Origin of the sequence: Acinetobacter pullicarnis (assembly GCF_006352475.1) — a bacterium.
GTDB classification, from domain to species: Bacteria; Pseudomonadota; Gammaproteobacteria; order Pseudomonadales; family Moraxellaceae; genus Acinetobacter; species Acinetobacter pullicarnis.
Genome location: NZ_VCMZ01000001.1, coordinates 2,799,679 through 2,813,760 on the forward strand (window position 1 = coordinate 2,799,679; position 14,082 = coordinate 2,813,760).

At 39.9% G+C, this 14,082-nt stretch carries 14 protein-coding genes and 1 tRNA gene; 10 read left to right on the plus strand and 5 right to left on the minus strand.

Annotated features, from left to right (window positions below; all coding sequences use genetic code 11):
• Positions 1–124: 124 nt before the first annotated feature.
• A tRNA-Arg gene (locus FD716_RS12370) sits at positions 125–200 on the minus strand.
• A gap of 186 nt (positions 201–386) precedes the next feature.
• On the opposite strand from FD716_RS12370, the gene FD716_RS12375 reads away from it, so the two are divergent.
• The 8 genes from FD716_RS12375 (at position 387) to FD716_RS12410 (ending at position 7,536) form a co-directional block, all read left to right on the plus strand.
• On the plus strand, positions 387–1,322 hold the full coding sequence (locus FD716_RS12375; RefSeq protein ID WP_139852621.1) for an ABC transporter ATP-binding protein: 936 nt from the start codon (positions 387–389) through the stop codon (positions 1,320–1,322).
• A complete protein-coding gene (locus tag FD716_RS12380; protein WP_139852622.1) occupies positions 1,319–2,092 on the plus strand; it encodes an ABC transporter permease in 774 nt (257 codons plus the stop codon). The genes FD716_RS12375 and FD716_RS12380 overlap by 4 nt, the downstream gene beginning before the upstream one ends.
• Entirely contained in the window at positions 2,092–2,925 is an 834-nt protein-coding gene (queF, locus tag FD716_RS12385; RefSeq protein ID WP_139852623.1) for an NADPH-dependent 7-cyano-7-deazaguanine reductase QueF, read from the plus strand. The genes FD716_RS12380 and queF overlap by 1 nt, the downstream gene beginning before the upstream one ends.
• Before the next feature lie 22 nt (positions 2,926–2,947).
• Complete coding sequence (locus FD716_RS12390) at positions 2,948–3,601, plus strand: hypothetical protein (protein WP_139852624.1); 654 nt, start codon at positions 2,948–2,950, stop codon at positions 3,599–3,601.
• 127 nt (positions 3,602–3,728) lie between these two features.
• Positions 3,729–4,871, plus strand: coding sequence for a rod shape-determining protein RodA (gene rodA / locus FD716_RS12395; RefSeq protein ID WP_139852625.1), 1,143 nt, complete (start codon positions 3,729–3,731; stop codon positions 4,869–4,871).
• A gap of 17 nt (positions 4,872–4,888) precedes the next feature.
• Positions 4,889–5,890: a lytic murein transglycosylase B gene (gene mltB, locus FD716_RS12400; protein ID WP_139852626.1), complete on the plus strand. Its 1,002-nt coding sequence runs from the start codon at positions 4,889–4,891 to the stop codon at positions 5,888–5,890.
• Positions 5,891–6,174: 284 nt separating this feature from the next.
• Positions 6,175–6,786 (plus strand): septal ring lytic transglycosylase RlpA family protein, encoded by a 612-nt coding sequence (locus FD716_RS12405; protein ID WP_139852627.1) that lies wholly within the window; start codon positions 6,175–6,177, stop codon positions 6,784–6,786.
• 294 nt (positions 6,787–7,080) lie between these two features.
• Positions 7,081–7,536, plus strand: coding sequence for an Mpo1 family 2-hydroxy fatty acid dioxygenase (locus tag FD716_RS12410; protein ID WP_139852628.1), 456 nt, complete (start codon positions 7,081–7,083; stop codon positions 7,534–7,536).
• A gap of 76 nt (positions 7,537–7,612) precedes the next feature.
• Here the strand turns inward: FD716_RS12410 and FD716_RS12415 are convergent, their stop codons facing one another.
• The 4 genes from FD716_RS12415 to FD716_RS12430 all read right to left on the minus strand — a co-directional run bounded on the left by FD716_RS12415 (position 7,613) and on the right by FD716_RS12430 (position 11,855).
• Entirely contained in the window at positions 7,613–8,500 is an 888-nt protein-coding gene (locus tag FD716_RS12415) for a hypothetical protein (RefSeq protein WP_171477040.1), read from the minus strand.
• On the minus strand, positions 8,497–9,567 hold the full coding sequence (locus FD716_RS12420) for a GNAT family N-acetyltransferase (protein WP_139852629.1): 1,071 nt from the start codon (positions 9,565–9,567) through the stop codon (positions 8,497–8,499). Before FD716_RS12420 ends, FD716_RS12415 begins: the two co-directional genes overlap by 4 nt.
• Before the next feature lie 9 nt (positions 9,568–9,576).
• On the minus strand, positions 9,577–10,956 hold the full coding sequence (locus FD716_RS12425) for an aspartate aminotransferase family protein (protein ID WP_139852630.1): 1,380 nt from the start codon (positions 10,954–10,956) through the stop codon (positions 9,577–9,579).
• Between the two features lie 131 nt (positions 10,957–11,087).
• Positions 11,088–11,855 (minus strand): MipA/OmpV family protein, encoded by a 768-nt coding sequence (locus tag FD716_RS12430; protein ID WP_139852631.1) that lies wholly within the window; start codon positions 11,853–11,855, stop codon positions 11,088–11,090.
• A gap of 655 nt (positions 11,856–12,510) precedes the next feature.
• Here FD716_RS12430 and FD716_RS12435 point away from each other — a divergent pair.
• Positions 12,511–13,227, plus strand: a complete 717-nt coding sequence (locus tag FD716_RS12435; RefSeq protein WP_139852632.1) for an MtnX-like HAD-IB family phosphatase — start codon at positions 12,511–12,513, stop codon at positions 13,225–13,227.
• Positions 13,224–14,081: an alpha/beta hydrolase gene (locus tag FD716_RS12440; RefSeq protein WP_139852633.1), complete on the plus strand. Its 858-nt coding sequence runs from the start codon at positions 13,224–13,226 to the stop codon at positions 14,079–14,081. The genes FD716_RS12435 and FD716_RS12440 overlap by 4 nt, the downstream gene beginning before the upstream one ends.
• The last annotated feature ends 1 nt before the right edge of the window (position 14,082 follow it).

Below are 14,082 nucleotides of genomic sequence, written 5' to 3' on the forward strand. Positions count from 1 at the left end.
GAATGTAGCGAAGAAATTTCACAGCAAAATACAGCGAGTTTTATATATAGATGTATAGTTTATAACCTGCTGACGCCAAATTCCCGCCAAGGCACAGATAAGTTATTGATTATATTGAAGAGTGTGGTGCGCTCAGCGGGACTCGAACCCACGCCACAGGCTTCGGAGACCTGTACTCTATCCAGTTGAGCTATGAGCGCATAAAAATACAGCGGACATCATAGCAAAAATATTGCAAAGGTAAAGCAATTATAAGAGTGTTCACGACTTACTGCTTATGCTTTAAACAATGTTCCATTTATGCAACATTCGATTGCGCCATTTTAACTTGGTTTATTGCGATAGATCGCTCACAATAGGCGCACATCGGAGTAAGTGAGTTTTTCATGACTGAGGCGTTGACACTCAAAGATTTAGCAAAAACCTACAGCAATGGATTTCAGGCGCTTAAAGGCATCGACTTATCCGTTGCCGAAGGTGAATTTTATGCGCTTTTAGGGCCAAATGGTGCGGGTAAATCAACCACAATTGGCATTATTAGTTCACTCATCCAAAAAACCAGTGGTACAGTCGAAATATTTGGCCATAACCTCACCACCCACCCTTCACATGCAAAGCAATGTCTCGGGGTCGTTCCACAAGAGTTTAACTTTGGTCATTTTGAAAAGACCTTTGATATTCTAGTGACGCAAGCGGGTTATTATGGCATTCCCAAAGCGCTTGCTCAGCAACGCGCTGAACAGTATTTAGAAAAGCTTGGGCTTTGGGATAAACGTGATGTTCAGGCTCGGATGCTTTCAGGTGGGATGAAACGCCGCTTAATGATTGCACGTGCCATGATGCATGAACCGAAACTACTCATTCTAGATGAGCCGACTGCCGGTGTTGATATCGAGTTACGTCGTTCTATGTGGGATTTTCTCACCGAAATGAATGAAAAAGGTACTTCTATTATTCTCACCACGCATTATCTTGAAGAAGCTGAAATGCTGTGTCGCCGCATTGCGATTATCGATCGCGGTGTGATTAAAGAAGATACCAGCATGAAAGCTTTCCTCGGTCAGTTGAATGAAGAATCTTTTATCTTCGACTTAGAAGAGGCGATTGAACCGCTCGATATTCCAATTGCTGGGCTTGAGTTTAGCTTACTTGATCCGATGACACTTGAAGTGACAATGGACAAAGCACACAGTTTAAATGATTTATTTCAGTTGTTTGAATCTCTCGGAATTCAAGTTCGTAGTATGCGTAACAAGTCCAATCGACTCGAAGAGCTCTTTGTCAAAATGGTTGAAAAAAATCTAGATGGAGTGACGCCATGAATTTCACTCAACTGAGAGTTGCATTACTTACGCTAGTGCAAAAAGAAATTCGTCGTTTCATGCGAATTTGGCCACAAACACTGCTACCGCCTGCGATTACCATGAGCCTGTATTTTGTGATTTTTGGCAATTTAGTGGGTTCTCGTATCGGACAAATGAGCGGCTTTAGCTATATGCAGTTCATTGTGCCTGGTTTGATCATGATGGCTGTGATTACCAATAGTTATTCCAATGTATCTTCAAGCTTCTTTAGTGCAAAGTTTCAAAAGAGCATTGAAGAACTGATCATGAGTCCTGTACCGCTCCATTTGATCTTATGGGGTTATGTGATTGGTGGTGTGGCTCGTGGTGTTTTGGTTGGTGCGATTGTCACCGCGATGAGTCTGTTCTTTACCCAACTGAGTATTTATAATGTCTTCGTGACTGTATATACCGTGATTATCACATCGTTACTATTTTCACTTGGTGGATTAATTAATGCCGTCTATGCCAAATCATTTGATGACATTTCAATTATTCCAACCTTTGTACTAACACCATTAACCTATCTTGGTGGTGTATTTTACTCAATTAGTGCGCTTAGCACATTCTGGCAAAATCTCTCCCTAATCAACCCAATCGTGTATATGGTCAATGCCTTCCGCTACGGTATTTTAGGACACAGTGATGTCAATGTGGCGATGTCACTCACCGTGGTCACCTTTTTCTGTGCAGTGCTCTATGGCATTGCGTACTATTTACTCGCTCGTGGTTCAGGAATGCGTGAATAATGACTGTAGAACTCTCTCAATTGGGTAAAGAAACCCAATATCCAACTCAATATAGTCCTGATGTCTTATTTCCAATTTCACGTGCAGCGTCACGTGAAAGCTATTCGGACGTCCCAGGTATTTATCAAGGTCAGGACTGGTGGCATGTTTTTGAGATCTCTTGGCTCAATCAGCAAGGTATTCCACAAGTTGCAATTGGCCGAATCAGTTTACCCGCATCCTCTGCTTTTCTAATCGAATCAAAATCACTCAAACTGTATTTTAACAGTATGAATTTCACCAAGTTCGATTCCGAAGCTGCATTTATTGCAACGGTAGAGCAAGACCTCTCAGATGCTGCGACTGCACCAGTAAAGCTTAAGCTATTTCAAGTAGATGAACTCCTGATGACGCAACCACAAGGCATTTGTCTTGATGGCTTTGCCCCGACACAGTTCTCTGAACATCCAGATGCTAGCCTACTCAAATTTGAGACGATAGAAGCATGCACTGAAGTAAGTCAGCCAGCTGAAGAGATTCAACTTTTTTCTCATTTACTTAGAAGTAATTGCCCAGTGACAGGTCAACCCGATTGGGGCACGGTTTTCATCCGTTACAAAGGTAAAAAACCTTGTTATCACAGTCTATTAGCCTATATTATCTCTTTTCGTCAGCACAACGGTTTCCATGAGCAATGCGTGGAGCAAATTTATGCCGATATTTGGCAAAATTTAAAACCAGAACAGCTGATGGTTTATGCAGCATATACGCGTCGTGGCGGTTTAGATATTAATCCCTGCCGTGTATCGGACTTAGCATGGTTGCCGAGCCCAATCCGACTGGCACGACAATAAAAGTAACATTGAGGAATAGACAATGCCCTTTTTTGGTTTTGTACCTTCTGAAAACTTATTAAACAGTATTCAGGATGGTATTGAGAAAAAAAATTCTAACGAACCACTCTACCTTTTACGTGACAAGACCGCATTACTCATCAATGATGAGATTATTGATGCGATATTGACCAACGTTGTACATCATTTTCCAGTCAGTGATAAACGTGATACTGCTGAAAAATTAGCAGGTTATATCAAATCTACAGTTGCAGTACTTTTGAAACAACTATTGAGTAAAGCACCGAATGATGTGGTTCGTGACTCAATCGCGTTCTCTGAACGCAGTCTGTTTAAAGATACAACTGGCCGATATCATGTGGGTGAAGCACTGGATCTCAGCTTGGTCAATAACCTTAAAGCATGTTTTGCGGATGTTATGGCGGACAAAGAAGTCGACCGCACGGCTTTGGTTGAATATTACAAACAGTTTGCAGATGCGACTGTGCGCCATTTTATGGTCGAATTCAACAAAACCCTCGGCTTGGGTATGATCAAAGCCAAAGTGGCTGATTTAGGCGCTGTGGCAGTGACAAAAGCCGTTCATATTGCGATCAACAAATTAATCCCACATCTCAGTCATGATGAACTTAAAGCACTTGCTGAATATCATGACGGTTTATTTTTTGTAGAATAAGCCCTTCAGCACGCTAAAAACCGAGCTTTTGCTCGGTTTTTTTTATCATCTTGTTGATACAGATTGTCTTCAACTCGGATTGTGATAGCATGCCAAAAGCATTTTATTCAATATAAAAATCATCCTCATGCCGCCAAGTTCTCAATACAAGTTTTTACGCCAATCACCGCGTGATGGTCTTAGCACCGCCATGCAACCTTCTCGATGGCAACGTCTACATATCGATCCATGGTTATGTTTATTCTTAATTTTGAATGCCTTACTTGGACTTACCGTACTCTATAGTGCCTCAGCACAAGACCTCGGACTTGTCTCAAAACAAGCCATGAGTTTTGGTATTGGCTTTGTGGTGATGATTTTATTAGCGCAAATTCCCCCCAAGGTCTACCAAGCCTTTTCACCCTACTTTTATGGCTTTGGCTTGCTTTCTCTCGTCGCAGTGATGATCTTTGGTGAAGTACGTATGGGTGCACAGCGCTGGATTGATATTCCTGGCTTTGGGAGTGTACAACCCAGTGAGTTTATGAAAGTCGGTATGCCATTAATGGTGGCCTGGTTTTTATCGCTTAATCCACTCCCACCAAGCTTTAAAAACGTCATCATTTCATTAATTTTGATTATTATTCCCTTTGTCATCATCGCAGAACAGCCCGACTTAGGCACTTCACTGTTAATTCTTGCGAGTGGAATTTTTGTTTTATTTGTCAGTGGCCTATCGTGGAAAATGATTCTTGCTGCTTTTGCCGCAGTGGGTGCAATCGTCCCACTGGCATGGATGTTTTTACTCCATAATTATCAACGTCAACGTGTTCTCACCTTATTCAATCCTGAAGCCGATGCCTTGGGTACTGGTTGGAATATTATTCAATCTAAAACAGCCATTGGTTCAGGTGGCTTTATGGGAAAAGGCTATTTAGAAGGCACTCAATCCCATTTACACTTTTTACCCGAAGGCCATACCGATTTCATCATTGCTGCTTATTCTGAAGAGTTCGGCCTGATTGGGATCCTGATTTTAATTACGCTCTATTTTTTGATTATTGTTCGAACCTTTCAAATAAGCTTACAAAGTTTTCATAACTATGGCCGCCTTGTTTCAGCAGCCTTTGCACTTTCATTTTTCGTCTATGTCTTTGTAAATGCTGGTATGGTAAGCGGAATTTTGCCTGTGGTTGGCGTACCCTTACCCTTTATGAGTTATGGTGGTACCGCCATTATTACTTTGATGGCAACCTTTGGTATTGTCATGTCTATTCATACGCATCGCTAATAAGGAATATCTAATACATGTTAAAGCTGAACTTCTTGCATAAACTCAAAAATGTGACCTTATGTGTTGCTGCATTTTCCTTTTCAAGCTTTTCTCAAGCCAATGATTTCGCTCAAAATCCTCAATATGACGCATTTAAAGCCAAAACCATGCAAACCTATGGTTTAAGCAGCCAGCAAGTCGATTCAGCAATGAGCGGTGCCAAAAACCTACCCAATATTATTAATATTATGAATCGTCCTGGCGAAAGTAAGCCATGGTATGCCTATAAAGCAATGTTCCTCAATGAGGGTACTATTCAAAAGGGTGTTCGATTTAAAAATCAAAATGCAGCCCTACTACAACGTGCTGAACAAGAATTTGGTGTACCTCAGGCAATCATTCTGGGCATTCTTGGGGTAGAAACAGGCTATGGTGCCAATAAAGGTTCTTTTATAACCCGTGATGCACTTGCCACACTTGGCTTTGGTTTTCCTCGACGTGCCGAATACTTCCAAGATGAGCTTTCAGCGCTGATTGCTTGGACTTATAAAGAGGGTTATCCGACAGGCAGTATTGTCGGCTCTTATGCTGGCGCAATTGGCTATCCTCAATTTATGCCAAGTAATATCGATAAATTTGGTGTGGACTATGACCAAAGTGGCCATATCGATTTACGTAATTCTGAAGCAGATGCGATTGCCTCGATTGCAAACTACATGTCTAAATATGGTTGGCAAAAAAATCAGCCTATCGGTTTCTTAGCCCGCTATAGCGGTAACAACCCAGAGGAAGTCATTGCTAAAGACTTAAGTCAACCAACCCCTTATGGTGTGGTCAAAAACCTCGGTATTAGTCCAATCAATTCAATTATAAAAATTGATGACCTAGACTTAGTGAATATCATCCAACTAGAAGATCGTAATGGTCCAATTTATTACATCACTTACCCAAACTATCAAGTGATTACAAGCTATAACCGCAGCCGCTTATATGCCACAGCGGTATGGCAATTAGGCCTTGAAGTTGCAAGTCGCTAAGACTTGAAATTCAAAGTTTCACGAAAAGTCAAGAATTATTTTCGTGAAACTGTTCAAATAATCAGTCAAAAACATATATAGTTACAATTTAGATTATTTTTTAATCAGTTCTTGCGTGATTTTGTCTTTTTTTCAAAAGAATCTTAAATAATGGTAGACAGCATAATTACAGCATGAATATTATCCCCTACCGATAAATGTAGTTGCACCAGTAAATTTACAGACTCTGCCCGTGATTTTCAGTGAATTGAATGTTTCGAAGCAAGGTTCCGAGGAGTTAAACGATGCATGCTTCACTGAAATATGTGCTTGCAATAACGATGGGCTTCAGCCTAACGCAATCTCAAGCCGAACTGGTTCAGTCATCTTATTTAAATAACGATGCTGACAATTCAAGTCTTGCTTCACGTGTGATTAGCAAAGATTCAAATAACTTTAATTCGCACTTTTCAAACTTAAACAGTTTAACAATGACTGAAAGTTCTGGCGATAAAATCCGTCGTCAAACAATTGCAACCAAAGTTGCGATTCCAGCAGACCAGCCTTCAGTGATTGATAAATTGAATACGGTTGCATCCAATACAGTCCGCAAATTCAGCCAAACAGGCGTTGCTTCTTGGTATGGTCGTCAGTTCCATGGTCGTAAAACAGCCAGTGGTGAGACTTTCGATATGAATGAGTTGACTGCTGCACATCGTAGCCTGCCATTAAACTGCTTTATTCGCGTAACCAATAAAGACAACGGTAAAAGTGTTGTGGTTAAAGTAAATGACCGTGGCCCATTTCATGGTAACCGTGTTGTTGACTTATCTTATGGCGCAGCAAAACGCTTAGGTATTACCAACTCTGGTACCGCGAAAGTAAGTATTGAACGTGTTGATGGTCCGAACTCCTAAACCTCACTAACTGCATTTATCTTAAAACGGCCACTTCAATGTGGCCTTTTTTATGTGTTCAGATTGCATGAAATTCGCTGATGCATGCACAACAAGCCCAATGACGTCATTTAGCCCAGAATGTATAAATACAACATAAGATGTGCTCTGCGGAAAATAATGCGCCAAATCGCCTCTCATCAACAAATAACGCCATATATAAAACCACCCAGTCAGTTGATGGTGTGGTTTTCACTCGAAAAGTCATCTAATATCGTTTTGAACAATAAATAATTTCACGCCATGGAGTGCATCATGAAGACAAAGACAGAATGGTTTGATGAATATAGTGACAGTCACCAAAACAAAACCAACAAACTCATTCACTGGGTTTGTGTTCCAACAATTCTATTTTCAATCATTGGTATTTTGGCGCATTTTAGTGCTTTACTCACTGCGGTACTGCTTGTGCTCACGCTAATTTTCTACGCAAAACTGGATCTGATGCTTGCCATTGCGATGGCAGCATTACTGTTTGTTATGGCTTGGCTCATTATCATTCTCCCCGTTGGCATTGGCTTTTATCTTGGACTATTTGTCGTAGCTTGGATCGGACAATTCTATGGCCATAAAGTCGAAGGTAAAAAACCATCTTTTTTTAAAGACTTACAGTTTTTACTTATAGGCCCAGCATGGTGCATGGATGCTTATCTTGCAAAAATATGCCCAAAATATTGGAAAAAACCTCAAAATATTTTACAAACCACTTAATAAATTTCAAAAAATTAAAGCAAGTCAGTGACTTGCTTTGGTTTACTGCAACAATAGGCATCGATGCCCAATCTATTTACTGCCAAGATTGATCAATTGCACTAATCAAGCGCTGGTTCAATGCCTTTTGCTCAACCTGCCATTGTGCGACGTCTTCAGCACTAGGTTCCGCTTGCCCATCTGAGGCACTGAGGATCCGCTTAAAACGGTTCTTATAATGATAGGCGGATACATCACCCGTAATATCAGCACCAATTAAGCGGTGCTTACAGGCTTGAATCAAATCAATTAAATGCTGCTCTAAAAATGAACCCTGATCCCAATTGGTCTGAACCACTGTTTCGGAAAGCACATCCTTATCAATTGACAGGTAAATAGGCAAATCACTTTGCAACTGTGACAAGAATGCTGTCATCAATTGATCTGCCGAGTCAAAACCCCGCCAAGCACGTTTTGCACCAATCCATCGCGTCCACGCTGCAGACTGCCGCACACTCCAATAACGCACCTTCCCTTTAATTAAGGGCCCCCAATGATTTTCCCAAGCATGCTTTAAGCCAATATCCTCAGAACCAATACCAATCACATCAATTTGTGCTACATGTGCTAAACGACTCGCCCAATACACCCAAGAACCACAATGTATTCCAAAGGGATAACGCATATGATCAGGATGATTATCGCAAACAATTAAGTGAATCTTCGGTTGATCTTGAATACGCGATAAAAGCAATTGACTCAAATGGTGATAATCACCACTTCCCATTAAGACACAGCCCAATTTTTCGGCTGATGGTAGACGATCCTGAAGATGCAAGGCCAAACTTTCAAATTCGGTCCATTTACAACCAAAGCGGATCATTTCCTGCCAAGTACTTAAATCAATATTAATGCCCTGTTCAGGCTGACCTGCAGAATCGTCAAAATTGAGCACCAAAGGATGACGTTGCGATTGCATACTCACGTTGAAGACTCCTGCTTTTGTTCATGCCAATGTGCATCAGCTTCAAATAAATGCTTAAATTTACCTAACACATAGCGTAGTGCAGGTTGCTGTATCCACACCAGATGCCGCGTAAAGGTAAATTTCGCCCCCAATTGGGCCTTCACCTCAGGATCGGTCCAACCCGCAATATAAAACTTCAACCCCTGCTGTACGGCATAATCTAAGTTGACGAACCAGCTCACAAAATAAAGGTTAAAACTTAAGGCCAGTGGATAATTAAAGCCAATATATTTATCAACTAAATTACCTCTATGGATATAACAAATGTTATAACCCACCAGTTTTTCTTCATACCAATAGAAAAATACCCGACCCTCAGCTTGAACATCTTGTAATACAGCATCAAAAAATGCAGGACTGAGTAAGTCAAAGTGAATATCACTTTGCTGATAAACCGCAAAATAAAGCTGATAGAGTTGATCGCGAAAAATAGCATTGGCAAAACGTGAATCACCTGTGGCCAGTACTTCGACGCGCAGAAGATCCAAACTTTTGAGTTTGCGATTTAAATTTTTTCGACGACTCCGCGACAAGCGTGCCAAATATTCGGCACGATTCTGAAAATCAATAGGTACGTAAGCCAAGGCTTGGCCTTCAACTGTAATAAAACCCTGATTTTCAGACTGACACACCAATTCGGCACTGTAGGTATTTTCTTCTGTACTCAACAAAGGTGAGTTGATTGGTAAATCTTTAATAATTGTCAGTGTATTTTTACGTACATTTTGCTTCAGCTTCCGTAATAGCACATCAACCGCCAATGCTGGGCTGAGCAAGCTATATTCTGTCACTGTCGTCCCAATAAAACAGGTGGACAAGTGCAGCAACTTTCCCCAATAGGCATAAGCCGGAAGTTTACTAATACGCTGACGTACAGGTGTATCTAAGGTGGTGAGCAAATCAAAATCTGTGCTAAAAAATGGTAGAAAATCTGCATAATTTTGCACATTAAAATTTTGAGGTGGATGCTTTAAAAAAGCATCCACCAAACTTTGCGGTTCTAATTGATTAAGATTAGTTTGCATAAGCCTATTTTATAGTTCGCGTTTAGCACGGCTCAACAATTGCTCAAGCAATACCATCGCTTGATCAATTTCAGCACGACTAATTTCGAGTGATGGAGCAAAAGTAATCACGTTTTTGTAATAACCGCCAACATCAAGGACTAAACCACATTTTTGACCTTGATATTCCAAGGTACCAGACAAACCGATATCAACCATTTTGTCTAACAGTTCTTTGTTTGGTGTAAAGCCATCTTTCTGGCAAATTTCAGCACGTAGCGCCAAACCAAGACCATCCACATCCCCGATTTCAACATGGCGAGATTGTAAGTCTTTTAGGCCTTCCAAGAAGTAAGCACCACTTTGCATAATTTGTTGTTCATAATCTCTTTCAGCTGTCATACGCATCACTTCAAGACCAACCGCAGTACCCAACGGATTTGATGCAAAAGTAGAGTGCGTAGAACCCACTGGGAAGATTTCGGGGTTAATCATTTCTTCTTTCGCCCACAAACCAGCCAATGGATTTAAACCATTGGTCAATGCTTTACCGAAGACCACGACATCAGGCTTAATATCAAAATGTTCAAATGACCACAATTTACCCGTACGATAGAAGCCCATTTGCACTTCATCAACAACCAATAATATACCATGTTGATCAAGTACTTTTTTAAGACCTGGATAGAAGTTCATCGGTGGAATAACATAACCACCTGTGCCCTGAATCGTCTCGATATAGAATGCAGCAAATTCACTTTCTTGTGCTTTCGGATCCCATACACCGTGATACTCAGTTTCAAATAAACGTGCAAATTCAGCAATTAACTTCTCTGCATATTCCTCAGGTGTCATTCCTTTTGGACGGCGAAAAGGATATGGGAATGGTACAAACTGTGCACGTTCACCAAAATGGCCATAACGACGGCGATAACGATAGCTTGAGGTAATAGAAGAAGCACCTAAAGTACGACCATGATAGCCGCCTTCAAAGGCAAACATACGACTCTTACCACCGCAAAAGTTACGAACCAATTTCAATGAATCTTCGATAGATTGTGAACCACCAACATTATAATGAACGCGACCTTTAACCCCAGTTTTTTTCAGGATGTCTTGTGCAATGACCTTGCTCAATTCAATTTTAGTTGGGTGTAAATACTGACTCGCGATTTGTGGCAGTGTATTAATCTGATCAATAAGCACTTTATCTAAGCGTGGGTTTTTATAACCAAAGTTAACTGCTGAATACCACATCTGTAAATCTAGATATGGAATATCCTGATCGTCATATAAATAACTTCCCTGACAATTGGTGAAGATTTTAGGGGGATTTACATAGTGAACTGTATCACCATGCGAACAATAAAGCGCTTCATCTTCTAAAAGTTGAGCTTCATTAATTGTCATAAGACTTTCCTTCGAGAGTTTAATTGTTATGTTTAAACATAACTTGTCATTAAAAATGTTCACCCAACAACATTTCATTACGCCACTCGTAAATCGATGCTGTTATTTAGTATTTCACCAAAGAAATACCGTTAAAATGTATAGTTCAACCCAATTCTCGGCTCAAACTCATAGCGAGACGAAATCATTGGACTGCGATATTGTTGATTCGATAAATAATTAAAATCAAAAACTGTGAAAAAATCCCAATGTTTATTCATGCGATAATCAATCACCATACTTGCATATGGCTGTACGCTATTCTGAGCGGTATAAGGATCTATTCCACTTCGCGCAGATTCTTCTGCACTAACTCCAAAATAATATTGATTATATTTGGCATTATTCCATTGCATACCAAGCTCAGGATATACAGACCAAGGACCCTCTTTAAACTCAGCCAAATAGGCCAAGCGACTTACCATTCCCTTATGACGCCCTAAAACATCTTGCCCAACTTGCAGTTTAAAACCACCAAAAGGGGTTATATGCATATAACTCGCCCCCATCATGACCGACCACTGTCTTTTATCTAATTCATGTAATGGTCCGCTGGGTCTATAACTGCTTCCGTCATAATATGCATTCAGCCTTAATTCATTTTCATCATCATTGAGCAAGTAGACGCCCGCCTCATCCCCTTCGGCATAGATACGATCATTGTCATAAAAAAAATCAGGCAACACGCTGTACTCAATTCGATGCCCCTTATAGGCCTGATAATCAGCGGCAACGCTAAGACCAACAGTGAGCTTCGGCTGTTCCTGCTCAGCAAATACCGACGTCGATCCCGCCAGACATAAAAACAAAGCGCTTTTAGTAAATTCAAATGAGCTCAACAAAATACTGTTTTTTGACATAGAACATCACTTTAAGAAAGCATATGAGCAGTAGGATCTATAAATCATTAAATCGAAATAATGAAATAACTGAAAAAAAGTAATTACCCAAAATAGTTAAAATTAAATAAACAATAACAAATCAACTATATAAATTTTATATTTAGCTAACACTGTATTATTTATTGATATTTATCCAGCTATTATTTAATAAAATAAGATACAAGATCAAGCCCTAATATCAAATTATTTATAATTAAATACTTCCACATTATTATTTTGAAAAAATCCTGTTTAAAAAATCAGCATCAATTAATTCTACGCTATTAATCCACACTATATCCACATACTCTACACACTACTTCCATTCAAAATTAACACGGTAAACCTCTAAATATTGTTTCCTATTTTTTTATTATAAAAAATGAATACTTCCATTTACTTTAAACACGATGCGGATATTTTAATTATAAAAAAATCATCGACTTTATAATCATTTTTTAAGAACCTTATAGATTAAATGCAATTCATTCATGTAATATATCAAGGATTATTTACCAAGCTGATCTTGCACTTCTTACTTGAATCTAAGAGAATTTCAGGTTCATCTATATTTCTTATCACAAAGAAATACCAAAACCATTAAAAGTTACAAGATCGTACAGTGAGATGATACATGTCATTTATTCGCCAAAACTTAAACCTAGACCACTCTTGGCATATCATATGTGACTTCGATGGTACGATTAGTCAAAAAGATACAACCGACCAATTATTAAATTTATTTGCCCAAGATGGTTGGTTAGAAATTGAAAAACAGTGGGAAGATGGACTCATTGGCTCTAAAGTGTGCATGCAAAAACAAATCGCTCTACTGGATATGTCTGAACAAGAGTTTCATGCGTGCTTAGATCAAATCGAGATTGATCCTGGTTTTATTGAAATCGTCAATTTATTTGCCCAATCTAAAATCAAACTCAGTGTGGTCAGTGATGGTTTAGATTTGGCTATTCGCTATATTTTAAAAAAACATCAACTTGAACATTTACCAATTATCGCCAATAAGCTCACCCAACGCGCACAACGTACTTGGGAACTTAATTTCCCATATGCACAAGCGGATTGCATGAGCCAAAGTGGTACCTGCAAATGTAATGTTGCACAACACCCCCTACTGAATCGCGTGTTATTGATTGGCGATGGCCGCTCTGACTACTGCCTTGCGGAACAAGCCGACTATGTCTTTGCAAAAAAAAGTTTAATTAAACATTGTCAGGATAAACAAATCGCACATATGCCATTTGAAAGTTTATCTGAGCTCATTCAGCCAATTACACAACTTTTACAAAATCAAAGCATGCATTTTGAAAACGATTTATTGGTAAATTCATGATAAATGATCATTCTTTTTATCTTCCAGGTAGCCGTACTGGTGTTCTTCTGATTCATGGTTTAACTGGTACCCCAAATGAAATGCGTGGCATTGCTCGAACCCTGAACCAAGCAGGCTATAGCGTATATGGCGTACAGCTGGCGGGGCACTGCGGCAGTTTAGAGGACTTGGTACAAACACGCTGGGAAGACTGGTTCGCAAGTGTTTATCAAGGCGCACTTATTCTTAAAAAACATGTTGATGAGATTTTTGTAGCAGGCTTGTCCATGGGAGCATTATTGGCATTGCAGTACGCCTCTCAATATCCAGTTTCGGGTGTGATTAGTTATAGCCCAACCTTTCGTTATGACGGTTGGAGTATTCCACGCTGGTCAAAACTGGCTGGGCCACTTCTTCTTCCTCCGATCTATCATCTTAATCTTTTTCCAAATCGTACTTTTGATGAAGCCGAACCTTATGGCATAAAGAACGAACCACTGCGTGCACGTATTGTACATTCCATGCAAAGTGGTGATAGTGCTGAAGCAGGACTTCCAGGCAATCCTTGGCATTCGCTCTACCAGTTACAACGCCTATCACGCCAAGTGAAGAAAAACCTTAGCAAGATCAAAGCACCTAGCCTTTCGATCCATGCCTATAACGATGATGTGGCAGACCGAAATAACAGCCAAATTATTTATGATCGCGTTCAAGGTGAGAAAAAACTGGTCTGGTTGCATAACAGCTATCACATGATCACCATAGATAACGATCGCAAGCAAGTGATTAGTGAAAGTATAAATTTCATTCAAAAGCATTCTAAAGTGAATATGAACGATCACCCCCAAACCATGACCCAGCATAGCTCGGTCTAAT

Bases quoted from the DNA above. Each gene is read 5' to 3' on its own strand.
- mltB (WP_139852626.1), top strand. From the start codon at position 4,889: ATGTTAAAGCTGAACTTCTTGCATAAACTCAAAAATGTGACCTTATGT.
- FD716_RS12375 (WP_139852621.1), top strand. From the start codon at position 387: ATGACTGAGGCGTTGACACTCAAAGATTTAGCAAAAACCTACAGCAAT.
- queF (WP_139852623.1), top strand. From the start codon at position 2,092: ATGACTGTAGAACTCTCTCAATTGGGTAAAGAAACCCAATATCCAACT.
- FD716_RS12405 (WP_139852627.1), top strand. From the start codon at position 6,175: ATGCATGCTTCACTGAAATATGTGCTTGCAATAACGATGGGCTTCAGC.
- FD716_RS12410 (WP_139852628.1), top strand. From the start codon at position 7,081: ATGAAGACAAAGACAGAATGGTTTGATGAATATAGTGACAGTCACCAA.
- rodA (WP_139852625.1), top strand. From the start codon at position 3,729: ATGCCGCCAAGTTCTCAATACAAGTTTTTACGCCAATCACCGCGTGAT.
- FD716_RS12380 (WP_139852622.1), top strand. From the start codon at position 1,319: ATGAATTTCACTCAACTGAGAGTTGCATTACTTACGCTAGTGCAAAAA.
- FD716_RS12435 (WP_139852632.1), top strand. From the start codon at position 12,511: ATGTCATTTATTCGCCAAAACTTAAACCTAGACCACTCTTGGCATATC.
- FD716_RS12440 (WP_139852633.1), top strand. From the start codon at position 13,224: ATGATAAATGATCATTCTTTTTATCTTCCAGGTAGCCGTACTGGTGTT.
- FD716_RS12420 (WP_139852629.1), bottom strand. From the start codon at position 9,567: ATGCAAACTAATCTTAATCAATTAGAACCGCAAAGTTTGGTGGATGCT.
- FD716_RS12425 (WP_139852630.1), bottom strand. From the start codon at position 10,956: ATGACAATTAATGAAGCTCAACTTTTAGAAGATGAAGCGCTTTATTGT.
- FD716_RS12430 (WP_139852631.1), bottom strand. From the start codon at position 11,855: ATGTCAAAAAACAGTATTTTGTTGAGCTCATTTGAATTTACTAAAAGC.
- FD716_RS12390 (WP_139852624.1), top strand. From the start codon at position 2,948: ATGCCCTTTTTTGGTTTTGTACCTTCTGAAAACTTATTAAACAGTATT.